We start from the raw sequence: 20,185 nt of genomic DNA, 5'->3' as shown, positions 1-20,185 counted from the left end.
CCAGTGCTCAGCCGGGATCGGTGATGTCGAGACCGGCCATGGCCCCGATGATGAAGGTGGCCGGCGCCGCGACCCCGGCGTCGCCGATCCCGGCAAGGGTCGACCGGGTGGTCTCCTGCCGGTCGGTCGTGGCCCAGGTGACCGCGGTGACCGGGGTGTCGGCGGCGAGCCCACCCTCGATCAGCTCGGTGGCGATGCTCGCGATGCGCGCCGCCGCCATGAGCACCACGATCGTGCCTCCGGCGGCGGCGATGGCACGCCAGTCGACCGGACTGGCGCTACCCGGCGACTGGTGGCCGGTGACGACGGTGAACGAGAACACCTCGTGGCGCAGCGTGAGCGGAACCCCCGCAGCAGCGGGCGCGGCCAGCGCCGACGAGATCCCCGGCACCACCTCGAAGGCCACGCCGGCGCGGGCGAGCGCCATCGCTTCCTCGCCGCCACGGGCGAACACGAACGGGTCACCGCCCTTGAGGCGCACGACGTCCTGGCCGGCGCGACCCCGTTCGACGAGCAGCTCGTTGATGTCCTCCTGGGCGACGGTCACCTCGCCTGGCGCCTTCCCCACGTTGATCCGCTCGGCGGTGGGCGGCGCCAGGTCCAAGATGGCGCTGCCCGCCAGGCGGTCGTGGACCACCGCGTCGCAGATGCGGAGCAGATCGGCGCCCCGCACGGTGAGCAGCCCGGGGTCACCCGGGCCGGCGCCAACGAGGTAGATCATCGAGTGGTCCCGGCCATCGGCTGCATCCTGCCATTCTTGCCGGATGGAGCTCCCTCTCACGCCCCTCGACCTGCTCGAACGCGCCCGGCGCCTGTTCCCCGACCGGGTGGGTGTCGTCGACGGGGAGATTCGCCGCACCTATCGTGACGTCGCTGCGCGCTGTCATCGCCTCGGCCGGGCGCTGCGGGACGAGATCGGGATCGCTCCCGGCGATCGGGTCGCATGGCTGTGCGGCAACACCTCGGAGCTGCTCGAGGCCTACTTCGGGGTGCTGCTCGCCGGGGGAACCCTGCTGCCGCTCAACATCCGGATGTCGGCACCCGAACTGCGGTTCTGCCTCGACGACTCGGGCGCGGTGGTCCTGTTCCGGCACCCGGACCAGGTCGATCCGCACCATCGAGTGCCCACGGTCCTGATCGGCGACGAGTACGAGGCGCTGCTGGCCCGCCAGTCCGACGAGTTGCTCGACTCGCCGGTCACCGACGAGTCGAGCGTCGCCGAGCTGTTCTACACCTCCGGTTCCACCGGTGACCCCAAAGGGGTGCTGCTCACCCACCGCTCGCTCTACCTGCACGCGATCCACTCGGCGCTCACCAACGGCATCGGCGGCGACGACGTGGTGCTGCACACGATCCCCCTGTTCCACGTCAACGGATGGGGGACACCGCACTACCTGACCGGGCTCGGCGGGGTGCACATCATGCTGCACCGCTTCGACCCTGAGCAGGTGCTGCACCTGATCGAGGCCGAGGCGGTCACCCGCCTGTTCCTCGTCCCGACCATGGCCCGCACCCTGCTCGACCATCCCGCGATGGCGACCACCGACACCTCGTCGGTGAACCAGGTCTCGGTCGGCGGTGCGCCGTCGGGTCCCGAGCTGCTGGCCGAGCTCGAGGAGGCGTTCGGCTGCATCGCCATCAGCGGCTACGGGATGACCGAGTCGTCGCCCACCCTCACCCGGTCGCTCGACAAGCCGGGCGAGCCACCGTCCCGCGAGAGGCGGGCCACCACCGGCCTGCCGATCCTGGGCGCCGACGTGCGGGTCTTCGACGAGCGCGACGAGGAGGTGCCGTGGGACGGGGTGACCGCCGGTGAGATCGTCGCCCGCTCGAACCACGTGATGGAGGGCTACTGGAACCGCCCGGAGGAGACCGCCGAGGCGCTTCGCGGCGGGTGGCTGCGCACCGGGGATGTGGCCACCGTCGATCCCGACGGGTACCTCACCATCGTCGACCGCAAGAAGGACATCATCGTCTCCGGCGGCGAGAACGTGTCATCGGTCCAGGTCGAGAAGGCCATCGCCGCCCACCCCGACGTGGTCGAGGTGGCGGTCGTGGGCGTGCCCGACCAGCGGTGGGGCGAGGCGGTGAAGGCATGGGTGGCCTTGCGGCCGGGGTCGACCGCCGAGGAGGACGAGCTCGGCCGGTGGGTGCGCGAGCGGCTCGCGGGGTTCAAGGTGCCCAAGCACTGGATGTTCGTCGACGAACTGCCCAAGGGCGGGACGGGCAAGATCCAGAAGTCCCACCTCCGCGAACGGGAATGAACCGGGTGTGGTCGCCCGTTCAGGCTCCGGCGATCCGGCGCGCCAGCTCGTGCAGGATCGGGTCCACCTCCGGCGCGGCCTCGCTGTCCATCGAGTCGAGCGAGACCAGCACCATGGTGTCGATGCTGCGAGGCTCGATGGCCACCACCATGGTGCACAGCGGGGCGTCGGCCGGTTGGACGATCGCCTGGAGGTAGCCGCCGGCGCGGTCGCGGTAGGTGACGTCACCGATGGTCTCGAGCGCGTCGAGCACCCGTAGGAAGGTCTCGTTGCCGGGAGCCTCGACAAGGACCGCTCCGTCGGCTCGCACGCTCGTCGCCGGCGGGCGGTCGGGTCCCGGTGGTGGAGGAGGAGCCGGCGCCTCGGTGGTGGGCGTGCTCAACAGGGCGTAGGCGCTGGCGAGGGCGGCCGCCCGGGAGGTCGCCGCCGGGTCGTCGGACGCCATGTCGGGGTGGTGCCGGCGCATCAGGGCCCGGTAGGCCTGGCGCAGCTCGTCGGCATCGGCTTCGGCGTCGACGCCCAGCAGGCGCCGGGCGTGGTCGCGGTCCCCGTTCATCCGCTGGACGCTACCGCCGCAGGCTCCGTAGGGTGACGCCGGATCGAGCAGGGGGGAAGACGGCGTGACCGGACGTCTCGACGGCAAGCGGGCAGTGGTGGTCGGGGCGGGGCAGACCCCGGGCGAGACCATCGGCAACGGTCGGGCCACCGCGCTGGTGTTCGCGCGCGAGGGGGCTCACGTGGCGGTGGTGGACCGTCGGGCCGACTCGGCCGAGGAGACCGCGCAGATGGTCACCGACGAGGGCGGTCGGGCCGAGGTGATCGAGGCCGACATCAGCTCCGAGGACGCCTGTGTCCGCCTGGTGGGCGAGGCCCGGGAGCGGCTCGGCGGCATCGACATCCTTCACAACAACGTGGGGATCGGCGCGGGCGACGCCAGCCCGGTCCGGCTCGAGTCCGAGGTCTGGGACCGGATCATGAACGTGAACCTCAAGGCCATGTGGCTCACCTGCAAGCACGTGGTGCCGGTGATGCGCGAGCAGGGTGGCGGCTCGATCGTCAACATCTCGTCCACCGCGGCGATCATGGCGGCCAACAGCCTCACCGCCTACAAGATCTCGAAGGCGGGCGTGAACGCGCTGACCCAGTCACTGGCGTCGGGCAACGCCCGCCACGGCATCCGCGCCAACGCGATCATGCCGGGGTTGATGGATACCCCGATGGCGGTCGACGCCGCCGCCCGGGCGAGCGGCCGACCGCGCGAACAGCTGGCCGATGCCCGCGCCGGGCGGGTGCCGCTGGGTCACCAGGGCACCGCCTGGGACGTTGCCTACGCGGCGCTGTTCCTCGCGTCAGACGAGGCCCGCTTCATCAGCGGGGTGGTGCTGCCGGTCGACGGGGCCCAGCACACCCAGGTGGGCTGAGCCGCCGCCCCGGGTCGATGTCAGCCGGTGGGACCTCAGCGGTCAGAGCCGGTCGAGCAGCAGGCTCTGCACCGACCGGCCGATGCGGCCCCGCTGGTCGTAGAGCGCGCTCTCGGCGAGGCCGATGCCGTCGTGGCCGGGGTGGGTGATCGACCTCAGGCACACCCACTCACCGGTCGGCGGTCGGACCAGGTGCACGGTGAGGTCGGGGTTGATGAAGATCCATCCGGTGCGGGGGAGCGACCAGGAGAGCCCGTTGCCGAAGTCGGCTGCGCCGGCGAGTCGTGCGGTCGGCAGGGTCTCCTCGCCGCCCACGACCGGGACCTGGAGCCTGATCCAGGCGGCGGCAGGCCCGGGGCGGTCGAACCCGCCGTCGACGAAGCGGATGTCGTTGGCGTCGCGGTGGAAGGTGGGTCCCTCGTGGCGCTGGGCGGGGAACTCGAGCACCTCGCCGTGCTCGGGCCCCGGCGGGAGCGGGTCTGTCGGCACCGTGTCCTCGGGCACCGGCAGGTCCGCCGTGCGGATGCGCAGCGCTGTGGCCCGCATCATCTCGGTGTCCTCGGACCACAGCGACGCCTCGATGAGCTGGACCTTGCGCCCGGGGCGCAGCACCTGGGTCGTGACCCGCAGCGGGCTGAGGGGCACCGGACGCATCAGCTCGAAGGTCAGACGGGCGATCGACATCGGACCGGGCGTCTCGGTCGCCTCGAGGCAGCGGGTGAGCAGGGCGGCGGGTGCGCCCCCGTGCTGGGCCCGCTCGTCCCACGGGCCGGTGGTGAGCGGGGTCGGGACGAAGTGATCGCCGTCGGGCAGGTACAGGGCGTCATCGTTCACGTCGACACCGTAGAGCGCGACGGGCGGGCCCATGCCACCGAATCCGTCGCCGCGCTCTTGGGTCCGCGCCCCATAGCATCGAGTCGGGACCGTCATGAGGAGGGCGACATGTCCGATGCTGCGCTGCGCCGGCTGCTGGAGTCGAACCAGAAGGGGGTGCTGGTCACCTTGAAGCGGGACGGGCGACCACAGCTGTCCAACATCATCTACGCGGTGGCCGACGATGTCGTCCGCATCTCGGTGACCGACGGCAGGGCCAAGACCAAGAACCTGCGGCGCGACCCCAGGGCGAGCCTGCACGTGACCAGCGACGACTTCTGGTCCTACGCGGTCGTCGAGGGCGACGCCGAGCTCTCCCCGGTGGCGGCCGATCCCGCCGACGACACCGTCGAGGAGCTGGTGGCCCTGTACCGGGCGATGCGGGGCGAGCACCCCGACTGGGACGACTACCGGGCGTCGATGGTGCGCGACCGGAGACTCGTGGTGCGCGTGCCCGTGACCCGCATCTACGGAATGGCGAGGGACTGACCAGCCACCGATCACCGTGCCGTCCCGTGCGGGCACACATCGGAGGAACCCCCAGACGGGTTCCCCATCGGGGGTTGTGCGGGGCGCCCTCGGCAGGACTCGAACCTGCGCACACGGCTCCGGAGGCCGATGCTCTATCCGCTGAGCTACGAGGGCTGGTGTGGACGCGCCAGTATGCCACCTCGCGCCACGGTCCCGGTCCGGGCCCGCTGTCGGCGATAGTGGACACATGAAGATCGTGTCACTGCTGCCGTCGGCCACCGAGATCGCGTTCGCCCTGGGTCTCGGCGACCAGCTCGAGGGTCGCACCTTCGAGTGCGACCACCCGGTCGAGGCCCTCCAGGTCCCGATCGTGTCGGGCACCAACCTGACCACCAACGGCTCGGGCGACGCGGGGGCGATCGATCGGGAGGTGGGCTCCATGGTCGACGCGGGCGAGTCGATCTACACCCTCGACCGCGACCGCATCCAGGCGATCGCCCCCGACCTCATCCTCGCCCAGGACCTGTGCCGGGTCTGTGCCGTGCCGTCCGGCGACGTCACGGCGGCGCTCGATGTGGTCGGCTGCACCGCCGAGGTGCTCTCCCTCGACCCGTCGACCCTCGACGATGTCATCGCCGGGATCGGGCTGGTCGGTGCCGCGACCGGCACCGACGCCGAGGCCGCAGCGCTGATGGCCGACCTCGGTGAGCGGGTGGACGCGGTCCGCCGGAGCACCCCCACGCTGGTCCGGCCACGGGTACTGGTCCTCGAGTGGTCCGATCCGCCCTTCAGCGCTGGGCACTGGGTGCCGGACATGGTCGCCGCTGCCGGCGGCGAGTGTCTGCTGGCCGACCCCGGCGATCGGTCCCGCCCCTTGTCCTGGGACGAGATCGCCGCGGTCGCCCCCGACGTGGTCGTCTTCGCCCCTTGCGGGTTCGATCTCGACGGCGCCACCGAGCAGGCGGCATCGCTGGTCGACCGGCCCGAGCTGGCGGGCGCCGAACGGTTCTACTCCGTCGACGGCAACGCCCACTTCTCCCGTCCCGGGCCGAGACTGGTCGATGGTGTCGAGGTCCTCGCCGAGCTCCTCCACACCGACGCCCCCGTGCTCGACGCCAACGCCCGCCGCCTGCGCTGAGCGACCGGCATCAGGCCTCGGCCTTGCCGAGCAGCCTGTGGGTGACGACCACCGGGTCACGTTCCTCGAAGCGACGGGCCAGCCACACCACCGGTCGGGCGAGGCGCGCAGGCGTGGTGATCAGGTACGCGACGCCCGACACCATGGTGTCGAGCGCGGCCTCGTACTCCCGCAGTGCCCTGTCGTCGAGGGTGTGCATCTCGATCGCTGCTCGCCACGCCTGCTCGCGAGCGACCCGCAGCGAGAAGTTGAAGGCGTCGCCACCACCGATCGCCGACGCCGCGGTGGCCCACCGCGACACCCGGCCGAGGTCGCTCACCACCTCGTCGTAGGTCTGGGCCAGCACCTCGTTGACCGCGTTGAAGTCGGGTCGGATGGATCCGACGTCGCCGCGGAGCGCAGCCACCTCCACCACCGCCAGGGCCAGATCGTGGTTCACGTGGGCGTTGATGCCGAGCAGCAGGTGCTGCACGATCAGCAGCTTGTGGTCATCGGCCACCTCCCAGGCCGCACGCCAGCAGCGGGGTGGCGCCACCTCGCCCTCGAGCGCGAGTACGTAGTAGTCGGCGAAGGCGCAGGCGAACTGTTCCATGTGCTTGCCGTCGGTGAACCGGTCGGACTCGATCGCCGCCCCGATCCGGCTGGTCACCCGGGCGTAGAGCGCCGCGAAGTACCCCCGCGCATCGGTGCTCTCGAGCGCGATCTGTTGCAGCTGTGCCGCCGTCGCCGAGATGGATGCACCCATCGTCGCACTCCCCCTGTCGATCGCCTGAGGGTAGCCGTCGTTGTGGCACGCTGTCGGTGGTGATCGAGGTACCCGACGACTTGGAACTGACCGCCCCGCAGGCCCGGGTGCTCGGCGTGCTCGTGGAGAAGCAGGTCACCACACCCGACAGCTATCCGATGACGCTCAAGGCGCTCACCACCGCCTGCAACCAGAGCACCAACCGTGACCCGGTCGTCGACTACGACCCCCAGCTGGTCGAGACCACGCTGATGGCCCTGAAGGGCAAGGGCCTGGCCCGGATCGTGCACCCCGGTGCCGGTGAACGGGTGACCAAGTACCGCCACGTGGCCCACGAGGCCCTGCATCTCGACGATTCCGAGTCGGCGGTGCTCTGCGTGCTCCTGCTGCGCGGTGCCCAGACCGTGGCCGAGCTCAAGGCCCGCACCGAACGTCTGCACCCGTTCGCGTCGCCGGCCGAGGTCGAGGCCACCCTCGAACGCCTCGCCGGACGTGAGCCCCCGATGGTCCGCCAGCTCGAACGCCAGCCCGGGCAGAAGGAGCGGCGCTGGCTGCAGCTGGTCGAGGTGGGGGCCGAGGCCAGGGCCGCGGCGGCCGCCGGGCCGAGCTCGGCGGCGGGCACCGACACCGGCGGACGCGGCGGCGGGCGTGTCGACGAGCTCGAAGCCCGGGTGGATGTCCTCGAGGCGCGGCTCGCCGCGCTGACCGAGGCGCTGGGCGACCTCATCGACGTCCCCGACACCGTCGGCGACGTCGGAACCGGGTCGGACCCTGAGGGATCGGCCCCCTAGACTCACGGCCTCGCCCCCGCCCCAGTCTGAGAGGTCCCTGTTGATCCGCGACGCCTTGGCCGACGCCGTTCGCATCACGCTGCGAGCGCTCGAGATCGATCCGCTGCCCGAGCGCGTCCATCTCGAACGACCGGCCAACCGCGAGCACGGCGACTGGTCCACCAACGTCGCCCTCGCCACCGCCAAGCAGGCGGGATGGAACCCCCGTGATCTGGCCGGCCGGATCGCCGAGGTCCTCAACGCCAACCCGCCCGACCACGTGCGCAGCGTCGAGATCGCCGGGCCCGGGTTCGTCAACTTCCACCTCCACGACTCGTGGCTCCACGACGTGCTGGTCGAGGTCCTCGAGGCGGGGGCCACCGACTACGCCCGCCACGACATCGGCACCGCCACCTCCGTCAACGTCGAGTTCGTGTCGGCCAACCCCACCGGCCCCCTCCACGCCGGCCACGGCCGGGGTGCCGCCTACGGCGACTCGGTGGCCCGCCTCCTCGAACGCTGCGGGTACACCGTGCAACGCGAGACCTACATCAACGACCGCGGCACCCAGATGCAGAAGTTCGCCCAGTCGCTCGCTGCGCGCCGCGACGGCGTCGAGGTGCCCGAGGGCGGCTACCAGGGCGAGTACATCCGCGAGTGGGCGGCCGAGATGCCCGCCGACGCCCTCCCCCTCGAGTGGGGCGAGGCCCGGGCGCTGGCCGAGCACCGCGACACTCTCGCCCGCATGAACGTGCATTTCGACACCTGGTTCAGCGAGCGCACCCTGGTCGACGCCGGCGCCATCGACGCCACCCTCGCCGACCTGCGCTCGCGCGACGCCGCCTACGACCACGACGGGGCCACCTGGCTACGATCGACCGAGTTCGGCGACGACAAGGACCGTCCGCTCATCAAGTCCGACGGCGAGTACACCTATGTGCTGCCCGACATCGCCTACCACCGCGACAAGTTCGCTCGGGCCGACCGCCTCATCGATGTGTGGGGTGCCGACCACCACGGCTATGTCCCCCGCATGAAGGCCGCGGTGCAGGCGCTCGGCCACGACCCCGACGAGCTCGAGTGCCGCATCACCCAGCTGGTCAACCTCCTCGACGCCGGTGAGCCGGTGAAGCTGTCCAAGCGCGCCGGCGACATCATCGAGCTGCGCGACGTCTTCGACGAGGTCGGCGCCGACGCCGCGCGCCTCACCTACCTGCTGCAGTCGCCCGACACCAAGATGACCTTCGACTACGCGGTCGTGAAGTCCGAGGCGGCCGAGAACCCCGTGTACTACGTGCAGTACGCCCACGCCCGCATCCACTCGATCGGCCGCAAGGCCCTCGAGCTGGGGATCGAACGGGCCGAGCTCGGCGCGACCGACCTCGCCCTGCTCACCCACGAGCGCGAGCTCGACATCATACGGGTCCTGTCCGAGCTGCCCGAGGTGGTGCTGGTTGCCGCCAACGAGCGGGCGCCGCACCGGGTCGCAGCCTGGGTCCGGGAGCTGGCCGGAGCGTTCCACGGCTTCTACCACGACTGCTACGTCATCAGCGACAGCGTCGCACCCGAGCTGACCCAGGCCCGCCTCTGGCTGGTCGAGGCGACGCGGGTCGGCTTGGCGGTCGCCCTCGACCTGCTCGGTGTGTCCGCCCCGGAGGAGATGTGACCGCCACCCCTTCCGCCGGTCCGGGAGCCACCAGCCCGTGGATGGGCGCTCGTGGCCCCGTCCCCCTCCACCTGCTGCCCGACCACGCCACCGTCGAACCCGACGGCTACCTGGCCATCGGCGGCTGCCGCCTCGACGACCTGGCCGCCGAGTTCGGCACCCCGCTGTTCGTCTACGACGAGGTCCACCTGCGTGACCGGGCCCGCGAGGCCGTCGCCGCCTTCGGCGACGGGGTGGCCTATGCCTCCAAGGCGTTCCTGTGCCGGGCCATGGCCGAGCTGGTGCACGACGAGGGCATGTGCATCGACGTCGCGACGGGAGGCGAGATGCGGGTGGCCCTCGCAGGCGGGGTACCGGCCAGCCGTCTCGTGTTCCACGGCAACAACAAGTCGCACCCCGAGCTGTCGCTGGCCCTCGAGGTCGGCGTGGGCCGCATCGTGGTCGACTCCTTCGATGAGATGGACCGCATCGAAGCGCTGGTCGCCGCAGGGGCGCGGGTGCCGGCGGTCATGTTGCGGATCACCCCCGGCATCGAGGCCCACACCCACGAGTACGTGCGCACCGGCCAGGACGACTCGAAGTTCGGGTTCGGCCTCGCCAGCGGTGACGCCCTGCGCGCCATCGAACGGGCGGGCGAGTCACCGGCGCTGAAGCTGGTGGGCGTCCACGTCCACATCGGGAGCCAGGTGTTCGCTGTCGACTCGTTCCGCCGGGCCATCGAGACCCTGGCGCCGACGGTCAACTCGCTCGGGCTGCCCGAGTTCTCGATCGGTGGCGGGCTGGGCGTCGCCTACGTCGAGGGCGAGGAGTCGGCCACCATCACCCAGTGGGGTGCCGTGCTGCGCCAGGCCTGCGTCGAGGCCGGCATCACCGCCACGGTCACCGCGGAGCCGGGTCGCTCCATCGTGGCCGCGGCGGCGGTCACCGCCTACACGGTGGGCACCGTCAAGGAGCTGCCCGGAATCCGCACCTACGTGTCGGTCGACGGGGGAATGAGCGACAACCCCCGTCCGGTGCTCTACGGCAGCGGCTACGAGACGTTCCTGCCCCGGGCGGTCGGTGCCGACCGACCCCGCGAGATCCGCTTGGTCGGCAAGCACTGCGAGTCGGGCGACGTCTTGGTGCGCGAGGGCTACGTGCCCGACGACCTGGCCGTCGGCGACCTGCTGGTCACCCCGGTCACCGGCGCCTACGGCCATTCGATGGGCTCGAACTACAACAAGATCCTGCGGCCCCCGGTCGTGTTCGTGCGCGACGGCGAGGCTCGCCTCGTCGTCCGTCGCGAGACCTACGACGACCTCCTCCGCCTCGATCTCTGAGCCGCCCACGGCCCGACGGATCCCGTGGCTGGGCCCCGGGTGGGGCTCTTGTAGCGTGGGCGGCCATGAGTCGACCTGTACGAATCGGATTGCTGGGTTGCGGCAACGTGGGCGCCGCCTTCGTGTCGCTGGTCAGGGAGCGGGCCCCCGAGATCGAGGCCCGCTACGGCATCGACCTCCAGATCGCCCGGGTGGCGGTCCACAACCTGTCGCGCGAGCGCTCGGTCGAGTTCGACGACGGGATCCTCACCCACGACTCCGCCGAGGTCGTGGTCGACCCCGACGTCGACGTGGTGGTCGAGCTCATCGGCGGCATCGAGCCGGCCCGCGGGTTGATCCTCGACGCACTCTCGGCCCGAAAGCCGGTGATCACCGCCAACAAGGAGCTGCTCGCCAACCTCGGTGCCGAGCTCTACGAGGCCGCGGCCGATTCCGGTGTCGACCTGCTGTTCGAAGCGGCGGTCGCCGGCGGCATCCCGCTCATCCGCCCCTTGCGCGAGTCGCTCGCCGGCGAGGACATCGGCCGGGTCATGGGCATCGTCAACGGGACGACCAACTACATCCTCGGCCGCATGGCCGAGGACTGGATCACCTTCGGCGAGGCGGTGGCAGAGGCCCAGGAGCTCGGGTACGCCGAGCGTGACCCGACCGCCGACATCGAGGGCTACGACGCGGGGGCCAAGGCCGCCATCATCGCTTCCATCGTCTTCGGCACCGACGTGGTCGCCGGCGACGTCTACCGCGAGGGGATCTCCGACATCACCCCCGCCGACCTCGCCTTCGCCGAGCGGTTGGGCTATGTCGTGAAGCTGCTCGCCATCGTCGAGCGTTTCGACGGTGGCGACGGCCAAGAGCTCGCCGTGCGGGTCCATCCGGCGATGGTGCCGGTCAGTCATCCGCTGGCCTCGGTGCGTGAGTCGTTCAACGCGGTGTTCGTCGAGGGCGGTGCGGTCGGTGACCTCATGTTCTATGGCCGCGGCGCCGGTGGTGCCCCCACCGCCAGCGCCGTGCTCGGCGACGTCATCGACGCCGCGCTCAACCTCGGCCAGGGGCGGGCGGCCACCATCGCCCGTCGCACCGAAGTGGTCATCCGCCCCATCGACATGCTGACGTCGGAGTACTACATCAACCTCGAGGTGGCCGACCGGCCCGGAGCCCTGGCGACCGTCGCCGGAGTGTTCGGCGAGCACGGGGTGTCCATCCGCTCGATGGAGCAGGAAGGCCTCGGCGCCGAGGCGCGCTTGGTCTTCATCACCCACGAGGCCGTCGAGGCCGATGTGCAGACCACCCTGCAGACCCTGCGCGACCTCGAGGTCGTCGACCGCGTCGCCAGCGTCCTTCGGGTCGTGGCCGGTTCGACGTCTTGATGGGGCTCGGCTACCTCAGCACCCGAGGCGTTGCCCCCGAGCTGGGGTTCGCCGACGTCCTGCTCACCGGCCTGGCCTCCGATGGCGGCTTGTACGTCCCCGCCCGGTGGCCGAGGCTCGACGTGCCCACCGACGCGGCCAGCTACGTCGACGTGGCGGTCGCGGTGATGTGGCCCTTCGTCGAGGGCGACATCGAGCGCGGCGACTTCGAACAGATGGTCGCCGACACCTACGCCACCTTCGACCATCCCGATGTGGTACCTCTCACCGACCTCGGCGACGGTCTGTACCTCGCCGAGCTGTTCCACGGTCCGACGCTGGCGTTCAAGGACGTGGCCCTGCAACTGGTCGGTCGCTTGTTCGATCACGTGCTGGCCGAGCGTGGCGAACGGGTCACCATCATCGGTGCCACCTCGGGCGACACCGGATCGGCGGCCATCGAGGCGTTGCGCGACCGCGACGCCATCGACGTGGTCATCCTCCACCCCGAGGGCCGGGTGTCGGAGGTCCAGCGACGGCTCATGACCACCGTCGACGCTCCGAACATCCGCAACGTCTCGATCGACGGCACCTTCGACGACTGCCAGGACCTGGTCAAGGCGATGTTCGCCGACGAGCCGTTCCGTTCGCAGCAGCGGCTGTCGGCGGTGAACTCCATCAACTTCGCTCGGATCATGGCCCAGACCGTCTACTACGTGACGTCCCAACGACGCCTCGGCGGCGGACCGGTGTCGTTCGCGGTTCCCACGGGCAACTTCGGCAACGTGTTCTCGGGCTACGGGGCCATGCGCATGGGGCTCCCGATCCGCCAGCTGGTGGTGGGGTCGAACAGCAACGACATCCTCACCCGCTTCTTCGCCACCGGCACCATGGCCATGCAACCGGTGGAGGAGACCATCAGCCCAGCCATGGACATCCAGGTGTCGAGCAACCTCGAGCGGCTCCTGTTCGAGCTCAACGGGCGTGACGGCGCCGCCCTCGCCGACTTGATGGCCCAGTTCCGGGCCGAGGGCACCGTCACCTTCCCGATCGAGCTGCTCGACCGGTTGTCCGAGACCTTCAGTGGCGCCCGCTTCGACGACGACGAGACCTCGGCGACGATCTCGGCCGTGCTCGACGCCACCGGCGTGCTGATCGACCCGCACACCGCCATCGGTGTGGCGGCCGCCCGCGCCGGTCGCGTCGATCCCTCGGTGCCCATGGTGGTGCTGGGCACCGCCGACCCGGCCAAGTTCCCCGAAGCCGTCGAGGCCGCGACCGGTGTGCACCCCAACCTCCCGCCCCGCCTGGCCGACCTGTTCGACCGACCCGAGCGTCTCGACCACCTGCCCGACGACCTCGCTGCCGTCGAGGCCTACGTGGCCGAGTTCACCGCCCGCCACTGAGATCGGCGCCCGACGGGCCTGACGCCTCGTTGGCGCGCCGCCGGGTCAGGGGGCGCCGTCGAACAGGCCGGTGAGACCCGAGGGTTCATGGGGGCCGATGGCGAGCTGTTCGAGCACGCCGATTCCGGTGCGCGCTCCCCAGGTGGCCCGCACCAGTTGCTGCACGTGGATGTGGCGCGGGTCGAGCGGGTCGAGGTCGACGACGGTCCAGGTCTCGTCTCCCACCGCGAGCTCGTCGTGCCAGTTGGCGTGGTTCCACTCGGGGTGCAGGTAGCCGAGGCCGAGCATCTGGAACGTGACGATCGGTTCGAGCTCGATTCGTTCGACCTCGCCCCGCCAGGGGACCAGCTCGAGGGTGGCGGCGCGGGCGCGACGGGTGCCCTGCTCCCAGTCGATCGACCAGTTGGCGTCGCGCATGGGCTCGGCTGGCTCTTCCGCCCCGGAGGCGGGAGCGCCCGGAGTGGCCAGCAGGGGAGCGATCGACGCGAACCGATGCCAGGGTCGTCCGTCGGGGTACTCGTTGGAGTCGAAGTGGGTGCAACAGTCGTCGAAGTTGATCGGCGCCCACAGCCAGAAGAACTGGGGGTCCGGACCCGGCACTCCGCCGGCCTCGCGCTCGCCGACGGGGCGGATGCCCCACGAGCGGTCGCGGGTGCCCAACACCTGCATGTCGCCCAGGACCCAGGTCTGGTCGTCGACGGTGAGGGCCCCCGACCACGACCCCCACTGCGACATCCGGGTGTAGTCGAAGGTCAGCATCGGGCCCTGCCGGTGGGTGAAGCGGGGCTCCTCCACCATCGGGGTGCGGGCCGAGAACACCAGATCGGCGCTGAAGCCCCGCTCGGGATCGTCGACCACGACGCGGAGGGTGCGCAGCGGCTCGACCACCTCGACGCTGATCGGGCCGGCCACGGTCTGGCGCCGGTCGAGCGGAGCCCGGCCCGAGGCGTGCAACGACCGTTGCACCCCGTCGGCCAGCACCGAGATCGACGCGTCGATCACCTGTCGGTTGGGGTACAGGCCCATGGCCACGGCGAAGAACAGATCGCCGTCGGGTGTGTACCCGTTGAAGAAGTAGCGGTCGTAGGCGTTGCGGCTGGGCGACCCGTAGTTGGCGACCGGCTCGGGTGTCTGATGCAACGGGTAGTCGTCGAGTGGAGTAAGCACACCCTGGAGCGTACGGGGCCGGTACGCTCCCCGCCGGGAGGGCCGATGATCACCACACCGGAGGAAGTCGACGCGAGCTGGCTCACCGGCGCGCTCCGAGACTCGGGCGCCGTCGTCGACGCCGAGGTGGTGTCGTTCACCGCCGAACCCGTCGGCACCGGCCAGGTGGGCCACAACGTGCGGTTCACGCTGACCTATGACCGCAGTGAGCCGACCGCTCCGACCACCGTGGTCGCCAAGTTCCCGTCGCCGGACGAGAAGAGCCGCGCGACCGGTGTCGCGGTGGGCACCTACGAGAAGGAGGCGCGCTTCTACCGCGACCTCGCCCGCACGGTCGACATCGCCATCCCGTTCTGCCACCGGGTCGAGCTCGACGAGGAGACCCGTCTGTCGACCCTGGTGTTCGAGGATCTCGCTCCCGCCGAACAGGGTGACCAGATCGCGGGGTGCACGGTCGAGGAGGCGGTGTTGGTGGTCGATCAGATGCCGGCATTGCACGCCCCCCTGTGGGGCGATCCGGCGTTGACCGACATCGGGTGGTTGCCTCCGCCGAGTGGCGATTCGGCCCGTGGGATCGCCGAGCTGTACTCCGCGCTGTGGCCGGGGTTCGTCGAGCGCTTCGGCGATCGCATGTCGACCGAGCTGCACGAGCTGGGTGCTCGCTTCGGTGACTCCCTGGCGGGCTGGGCGAGTCGCCGGGGAGCTGGTCCGCTCACCCTCGTCCACGGCGACTTCCGTCTGGACAACATCTTGTTCGGGGCGGGGGCCGGCGGGGACCGAGCGGTCACCGTGGTCGACTGGCAGACCGTGGCCGTCGGTGTCGGACCAGAGGATCTGTCCTACTTCCTGGGTGCCGGACTGGTGCCCGAGCTGCGCAGGACGGTGGAGGAGGATCTGGTGCGGCGGTACCACGAGGGGCTGCTCGAACGCGGGGTCGAGGGCTACTCGTGGGACGAGTGCTGGGACGACTACCGACGGTTCGCCTTCAGCGGGCTGCAGATGGCGGTGGTCGCGTCGATGATCGTCCGCGCCGACGAGCGCGGCGACGCGATGTTTCTCACCATGGCCGAGCGTCACACCTCCCAGGCGCTCGAACTCGGCGCCGAGGAGTTCCTCACCGGCCCTTAGGCACGGGTTGTGCGTCGTCGATCCTCGACCGATACGCTGGCGCTGGTCGTGATGACACGGGTTCTGCGGCCCAACCGGTCGGACCCGATGCGCCGCACGACGACAGCGCTGCTGCCCCGACCTGTCCCCGGGTGGCGCGTGGCCGATCCTGGTGGCGGCGACAGCAGCGCCTGTTGAACCTTTACCGTGTGCCCGCCGTCGATCGTTGAGTCGGGTGCGCACCCGGCACCCATCCACTCCCTCCGAACACGAGAAACGAGACGCAGGTGAGCGACGAGGCCCAGGCCCTCGAACGGTCGACCCTCCAGAAGAAGGATCGGGCCGAGTTGGTGACGATCGCGACGGCGATGGGCGGCAAGCCCGGGTCGCGAGCCAAGAAGGCCGACATCATCGACCTCATCCTGGAGTTGGCCGGCGTGCCGACCGAGCCCGACCAGGCCAAGGTCGACCAGAACGGTGCCGCCGACGAGGCCCAGAACACCGGAGACGGCCAGGGCCCCGGGCCCGCATCCTCCACCGGCGACGACGCTGCGGCCGGTGACGGCTCCCAGGGCGGCGGTGGTGCCAAGGGCGACCGCTCCGACGAGTCGTCCGACAAGGGGCGAGCGGGCAAGGAGCCCGCCGACAAGGACGAGTCGAAGAAACCGGGCGACCAGGGGAAGGGGGGCGGCCGTTCCGAGTCCCGTGGTCGATCCGACCAGCAGGACCAGTCCAAGCAGAAGGACCAGCAGAACCAGAAGGACCAGAAGCAGCAGGACCAGAAGGGCCAGCAGGACCAGTCCAAGCAGAAGGGCCAGCAGGACCAGAAGGACCAGCAGAACCAGAAGGACCAGCAAGGTGACGGCGGCGACGGCGAACCGGAGCCCGGCAACCGGCGGCGACGGCGGCGCGGACGCGACCGCGGCGGCCAGGACGAGGGGTTCCAGGGTGAGCCGGTCGAGGTCGAGGGTGTCCTCGATCTGCGCGACGAGGGGTACGGCTTCTTGAGGGTGAGCAGCTACCTCCCCAGCCCCGACGACGTCTACGTGTCGGTGAAGCAGGTCCGGCAGTTCGGGCTCCGCAAGGGCGATGTCGTCAAGGGGGCGAGCCGGCCCGCCTCCCGCAACGAGAAGAACCCCGCCCTGATGCGGATCGACGCCATCAACGGCCACGACCCCGAACAGGTCAGGTCGCGTCCCCGTTTCGAGGACCTCACCCCGTTGTTCCCCGACTCGCGGCTCGGGCTCGAGACCGATGGCGACCCCTACAACATGACCGCCCGGATCATCGATCTGATCGCCCCGATCGGCAAGGGTCAGCGCGGCCTCATCGTCGCGCCCCCCAAGGCGGGCAAGACCTATGTGATGAAGCAGATCGTCCGCTCGATCGAGACCAACACTCCCGACACCGAGCTCATCGTGCTCCTGGTCGACGAGCGACCCGAAGAGGTCACCGACATGCGACGTTGGGTCAAGCACGGCGAGGTCGCGGCGTCCACCTTCGACCGTCCTCCCGAAGAGCACACCCAGGTGGCCGAACTGGTCATCGAGCGGGCCAAGCGCATGGTCGAGAGCGGTACCGACGTGGTGGTCGTTCTCGATGGCATCACCCGCCTGGCCAGGGCGTACAACCTCGCCGCCCCCCAGAGCGGCCGCGTCATGTCCGGCGGTGTCGACTCCTCCGCGCTGTACCCGCCCAAGAAGTTCTTCGGTGCGGCCCGCAACGTCGAGGAGGGCGGCTCGCTCACCATCTTGGCGACCGCGCTGGTCGAGACCGGCTCCAGGATGGACGAGGTCATCTTCGAGGAGTTCAAGGGCACCGGCAACATGGAGCTGCGCCTCGATCGGCGCCTGGCCGAGCGTCGCATCTACCCGGCGATCGACGTCGACTCCTCCGGTACCCGCCACGAGGAGCTGCTGTTCACCCCGAAGGCGCTCCAGCAGGTGTGGAAGCTGCGTCGGGTGCTGTCGGGCATGGCCGCCGACAGCGGCAGCAACACCAGCGGCATCGAGCTGCTCACCGATCGCATGCGCACCTTCAAGAGCAACGACGCCTTCCTCGACGAGATCGCCAAGGGCGGCACCTCCTGAGTAGCGTTTCGCGCCCGCAGCTGGCAGACTCACATGCCCCCGTGTGACCCTGGAGAGCACCTGTGAAGACCGACATCCACCCCGAGTACAACGAGGTCGAGGTGCACTGCTCGTGTGGTGCCACCTTCGTCACCCGCAGCACCGCCACGTCGCTCAAGGTCGAGCTGTGCAGCGAGTGCCACCCGTTCTACACAGGCAAGCAGAAGCTGGTCGACACCGGCGGTCGCATCGACCGCTTCGAGCGTCGCTACGGCCGGCGCAAGCAGCGCTGATCCGCCGAGCGAGCTCCACGCGGTGACCGTGCCGCTGAGCGACGACCGCCGCGCGGCGTTGGTCGCGGCGCGCACGGCGTCGCTCGCCCGCGATCACCTGGGCCTCGAGGTCGATGCGGGGGCGTTCGCCGAGTTCGCCCACCACGGGGCGGCGGCGATGGTCGACCGACACGCGGTGATCGACCTGGGCAACGCCCCCGGCAGCGGGTTGGGCGCCGGGCTGGTCTGGGCCGTCCGGCACGGAGCGGTCTCGTGCGATCTCATCGTCGACCCCGATGCGGCCACCCGCCGCGACCCTGGGGTGCTCGCCCGCCAGGCGCAGCTGTTCGCGCCCGCTCCCCGGATCTGGGTGCTCGCCGGCGACCAGCTCACCGAAGCCGAGCCTGCTCCCCACGAACCGCCCGTCGTGCCCCCGCCGGACACGGCCGAGCAGGTGCTGCTGCTGCGACAGGCCGGGCTCGAGGTCGTGGTCGAGCAGGGCGAGGTCATCGGTGAGATCCGCGGCCTGGAGGTGGCCAGGGTCGTGGTTCACGACGGTGGTGCCCACCTCGAGGTCGGTGTCGGCCGCTTCGACCGTGAGGCGTTCGGTCTGTTGCACGGAGATCTCTCTCCGCCCGAGGCTCTGGCCCGCGTGGTCGACCAGATCCGGTCGTTGCGGGCCCCCGGGGCCGAGCCCCACCCGGTCAACCGTCTGGTGCGCGAGCGGTGGTTGCGACACCAGATCATCGACGCACCCGAGACGGTGGGCGCCACCCGCCTCGACGCGGTCGAGCGGCCCCGGGCCCGTGGCGGCCTGCGTGACACCGCGATCGCCTCCGCCCTCGGGCGCCGGGCCGACGGCGAAGCCCTCGTCGTGGCCGCATCGGTGGGGGTCGACCTCGACGCCGTCCCCGACGCGGCCGACACCCGGGCCTGGCACGCGCCCGACGCTCACCTGATGCTGGTGGTCCCCACCGGCGACGTCCACCCCGTCACCCGCCAACTGGTCGACCGGCTCGCCCGCCCGGCCGAGATCGTCGAAGTCGACCCCGAGTGGTCCAGGTAGCCTCCGAAGGTGTTCGAGCGTCTGGAGTCCCTGGAGCAAGAGTTCGACGACCTCGAGGCGCGCTTGGCCGACCCCGCCGTCATCGCCGATCAGAGCATCTACACCGATCTCACCCGGCGCTACCGCGAGCTCGAGGCCGTCGTCACCCGTGCGCGTGCGCTGCGTTCGTTGCAGGAGGATCTCTCGGTCCTGCGGGAGATGGCCACCGAGGCATCCGGCGACGATCGCGCGGAGACGCGAGCGGAGGCCGAGACCACCGAAGCCGAGATCGAGCGGCTCACCGAGGAGCTGCGGGGCCTCATGCTCCCCAAGGATCCCAATGACGACAAGAACGTCATCCTCGAGATCCGCGGGGCCGAAGGGGGCGAGGAGGCCAATCTGTTCGCCCGCGACCTGTTCGAGATGTACAAGGGCTACGCCCAGCGGATGGGTTGGGCCTTCGAGGTGCTCGGCACCGACGTGTCCGACATGGGCGGGTTCAACGAGGTCACCGTGTTGGTGAAGGGCGACGGGGTGTGGAGCCGGCTCAAGCACGAGGGTGGCGTGCACCGGGTGCAGCGGGTCCCGGTCACCGAGTCACAGGGCCGGGTGCACACGTCGTCGGCGACGGTCACGGTCCTGCCAGAAGCCGAGGAGGTCGACGTCGAGATCGACCCCAACGATCTGCAGGTCGACGTCTACCGCTCGTCGGGGCCGGGTGGTCAGTCGGTGAACACCACCGACTCGGCGGTGCGGATCACCCACAAGCCCACCGGCGTGGTCGTGGCGATGCAGGACGAGAAGAGCCAGATCCAGAACCGGGCCAAGGCGCTGCAGGTCCTGCGGTCCCGCCTGCTCAAGGCCGAACAGGACCGCCAGGAGGCCGAGCTGTCGGGACAACGACGCGACCAGGTGGGCGGAGGTGGTCGCTCCGAGAAGATCCGCACCTACAACTTCAAGGAGAACCGGGTCTCGGATCACCGCATCAAGTTGACGCTCAACAAGCTCGACAAGGTCCTGGCGGGCGAGCTCGACGACGTGAGCGACGCGCTGATCACCGACGAGCGGGCCCGCCGCCTGGGCGACCACGAGACCGGCCGCTGACC

Annotated in this window: 19 protein-coding genes and 1 tRNA gene; 14 read left to right on the top strand and 6 right to left on the bottom strand. The window is 70.5% G+C overall.

All coding sequences use genetic code 11. The features are described from left to right. Positions 1-7 precede the first annotated feature (7 nt). On the bottom strand, positions 8-721 hold the full coding sequence (cobA, locus tag U5K29_10825; protein MDZ7679033.1) for a uroporphyrinogen-III C-methyltransferase: 714 nt from the start codon (positions 719-721) through the stop codon (positions 8-10). 43 nt (positions 722-764) lie between these two features. Between cobA and U5K29_10820 the strand changes: the two genes are divergently transcribed. Continuing rightward, positions 765-2,264 (top strand): long-chain-fatty-acid--CoA ligase, encoded by a 1,500-nt coding sequence (locus U5K29_10820; protein MDZ7679032.1) that lies wholly within the window; start codon positions 765-767, stop codon positions 2,262-2,264. Positions 2,265-2,283: 19 nt separating this feature from the next. On the opposite strand, the gene U5K29_10815 is transcribed toward U5K29_10820, so the two are convergent. After that, positions 2,284-2,820 carry a J domain-containing protein gene (locus U5K29_10815; GenBank protein MDZ7679031.1) on the bottom strand — a complete coding sequence of 179 codons (537 nt, stop codon included), beginning with the start codon at positions 2,818-2,820 and terminating at the stop codon, positions 2,284-2,286. A 64-nt stretch (positions 2,821-2,884) separates the two neighbouring features. On the opposite strand from U5K29_10815, the gene U5K29_10810 reads away from it, so the two are divergent. Beyond that, complete coding sequence (locus tag U5K29_10810) at positions 2,885-3,685, top strand: SDR family NAD(P)-dependent oxidoreductase (protein ID MDZ7679030.1); 801 nt, start codon at positions 2,885-2,887, stop codon at positions 3,683-3,685. 42 nt (positions 3,686-3,727) lie between these two features. Here U5K29_10810 and U5K29_10805 read toward each other — a convergent pair whose 3' ends face one another. After that, the gene (locus U5K29_10805; protein ID MDZ7679029.1) at positions 3,728-4,519 is read right to left on the bottom strand and encodes a thioesterase family protein; all 792 of its coding nucleotides are present in this window, start codon (positions 4,517-4,519) and stop codon (positions 3,728-3,730) included. Positions 4,520-4,627: 108 nt separating this feature from the next. On the opposite strand from U5K29_10805, the gene U5K29_10800 reads away from it, so the two are divergent. Then, entirely contained in the window at positions 4,628-5,047 is a 420-nt protein-coding gene (locus tag U5K29_10800; protein ID MDZ7679028.1) for a PPOX class F420-dependent oxidoreductase, read from the top strand. 84 nt (positions 5,048-5,131) lie between these two features. On the opposite strand, the gene U5K29_10795 is transcribed toward U5K29_10800, so the two are convergent. Beyond that, positions 5,132-5,203: transfer RNA gene (locus U5K29_10795), tRNA-Arg, on the bottom strand. Between the two features lie 73 nt (positions 5,204-5,276). On the opposite strand from U5K29_10795, the gene U5K29_10790 reads away from it, so the two are divergent. Then, a complete protein-coding gene (locus U5K29_10790; GenBank protein MDZ7679027.1) occupies positions 5,277-6,167 on the top strand; it encodes a cobalamin-binding protein in 891 nt (296 codons plus the stop codon). Between the two features lie 10 nt (positions 6,168-6,177). Here U5K29_10790 and U5K29_10785 read toward each other — a convergent pair whose 3' ends face one another. Beyond that, positions 6,178-6,912, bottom strand: a complete 735-nt coding sequence (locus U5K29_10785) for a DUF5995 family protein (GenBank protein MDZ7679026.1) — start codon at positions 6,910-6,912, stop codon at positions 6,178-6,180. A gap of 59 nt (positions 6,913-6,971) precedes the next feature. Here U5K29_10785 and U5K29_10780 point away from each other — a divergent pair, with 59 nt between their 5' ends. From U5K29_10780 to thrC, 5 genes are all read left to right on the top strand, one after another. Further along, complete coding sequence (locus U5K29_10780; protein ID MDZ7679025.1) at positions 6,972-7,703, top strand: YceH family protein; 732 nt, start codon at positions 6,972-6,974, stop codon at positions 7,701-7,703. A 40-nt stretch (positions 7,704-7,743) separates the two neighbouring features. Next, the gene (gene argS, locus U5K29_10775) at positions 7,744-9,348 is read left to right on the top strand and encodes an arginine--tRNA ligase (GenBank protein MDZ7679024.1); all 1,605 of its coding nucleotides are present in this window, start codon (positions 7,744-7,746) and stop codon (positions 9,346-9,348) included. After that, positions 9,345-10,667, top strand: a complete 1,323-nt coding sequence (lysA, locus tag U5K29_10770) for a diaminopimelate decarboxylase (protein ID MDZ7679023.1) — start codon at positions 9,345-9,347, stop codon at positions 10,665-10,667. The genes argS and lysA overlap by 4 nt, the downstream gene beginning before the upstream one ends. A gap of 65 nt (positions 10,668-10,732) precedes the next feature. Then, the gene (locus U5K29_10765) at positions 10,733-12,034 is read left to right on the top strand and encodes a homoserine dehydrogenase (GenBank protein MDZ7679022.1); all 1,302 of its coding nucleotides are present in this window, start codon (positions 10,733-10,735) and stop codon (positions 12,032-12,034) included. After that, entirely contained in the window at positions 12,034-13,419 is a 1,386-nt protein-coding gene (thrC, locus tag U5K29_10760; GenBank protein ID MDZ7679021.1) for a threonine synthase, read from the top strand. The genes U5K29_10765 and thrC overlap by 1 nt, the downstream gene beginning before the upstream one ends. Positions 13,420-13,464: 45 nt before the next feature. On the opposite strand, the gene U5K29_10755 is transcribed toward thrC, so the two are convergent. Next, complete coding sequence (locus U5K29_10755) at positions 13,465-14,586, bottom strand: hypothetical protein (GenBank protein MDZ7679020.1); 1,122 nt, start codon at positions 14,584-14,586, stop codon at positions 13,465-13,467. Between the two features lie 45 nt (positions 14,587-14,631). On the opposite strand from U5K29_10755, the gene U5K29_10750 reads away from it, so the two are divergent. The 5 genes from U5K29_10750 to prfA all read left to right on the top strand — a co-directional run bounded on the left by U5K29_10750 (position 14,632) and on the right by prfA (position 20,183). Further along, the gene (locus U5K29_10750; protein ID MDZ7679019.1) at positions 14,632-15,714 is read left to right on the top strand and encodes a phosphotransferase; all 1,083 of its coding nucleotides are present in this window, start codon (positions 14,632-14,634) and stop codon (positions 15,712-15,714) included. 266 nt (positions 15,715-15,980) lie between these two features. Then, positions 15,981-17,783 (top strand): transcription termination factor Rho, encoded by a 1,803-nt coding sequence (gene rho / locus U5K29_10745; GenBank protein MDZ7679018.1) that lies wholly within the window; start codon positions 15,981-15,983, stop codon positions 17,781-17,783. Between the two features lie 62 nt (positions 17,784-17,845). Further along, a complete protein-coding gene (gene rpmE, locus U5K29_10740; protein MDZ7679017.1) occupies positions 17,846-18,055 on the top strand; it encodes a 50S ribosomal protein L31 in 210 nt (69 codons plus the stop codon). Between the two features lie 22 nt (positions 18,056-18,077). Further along, on the top strand, positions 18,078-19,100 hold the full coding sequence (locus tag U5K29_10735) for a hypothetical protein (protein ID MDZ7679016.1): 1,023 nt from the start codon (positions 18,078-18,080) through the stop codon (positions 19,098-19,100). 9 nt (positions 19,101-19,109) lie between these two features. Then, the gene (gene prfA, locus U5K29_10730) at positions 19,110-20,183 is read left to right on the top strand and encodes a peptide chain release factor 1 (GenBank protein MDZ7679015.1); all 1,074 of its coding nucleotides are present in this window, start codon (positions 19,110-19,112) and stop codon (positions 20,181-20,183) included. Positions 20,184-20,185 lie beyond the last annotated feature (2 nt).

The organism is Acidimicrobiales bacterium (genome assembly GCA_034521975.1).
Classification (GTDB): Bacteria; Actinomycetota; Acidimicrobiia; order Acidimicrobiales; family SKKL01; genus SKKL01.
Note: the sequence above shows the minus strand (reverse complement) of the source record. Positions and strands in the feature narration are given on the sequence as shown.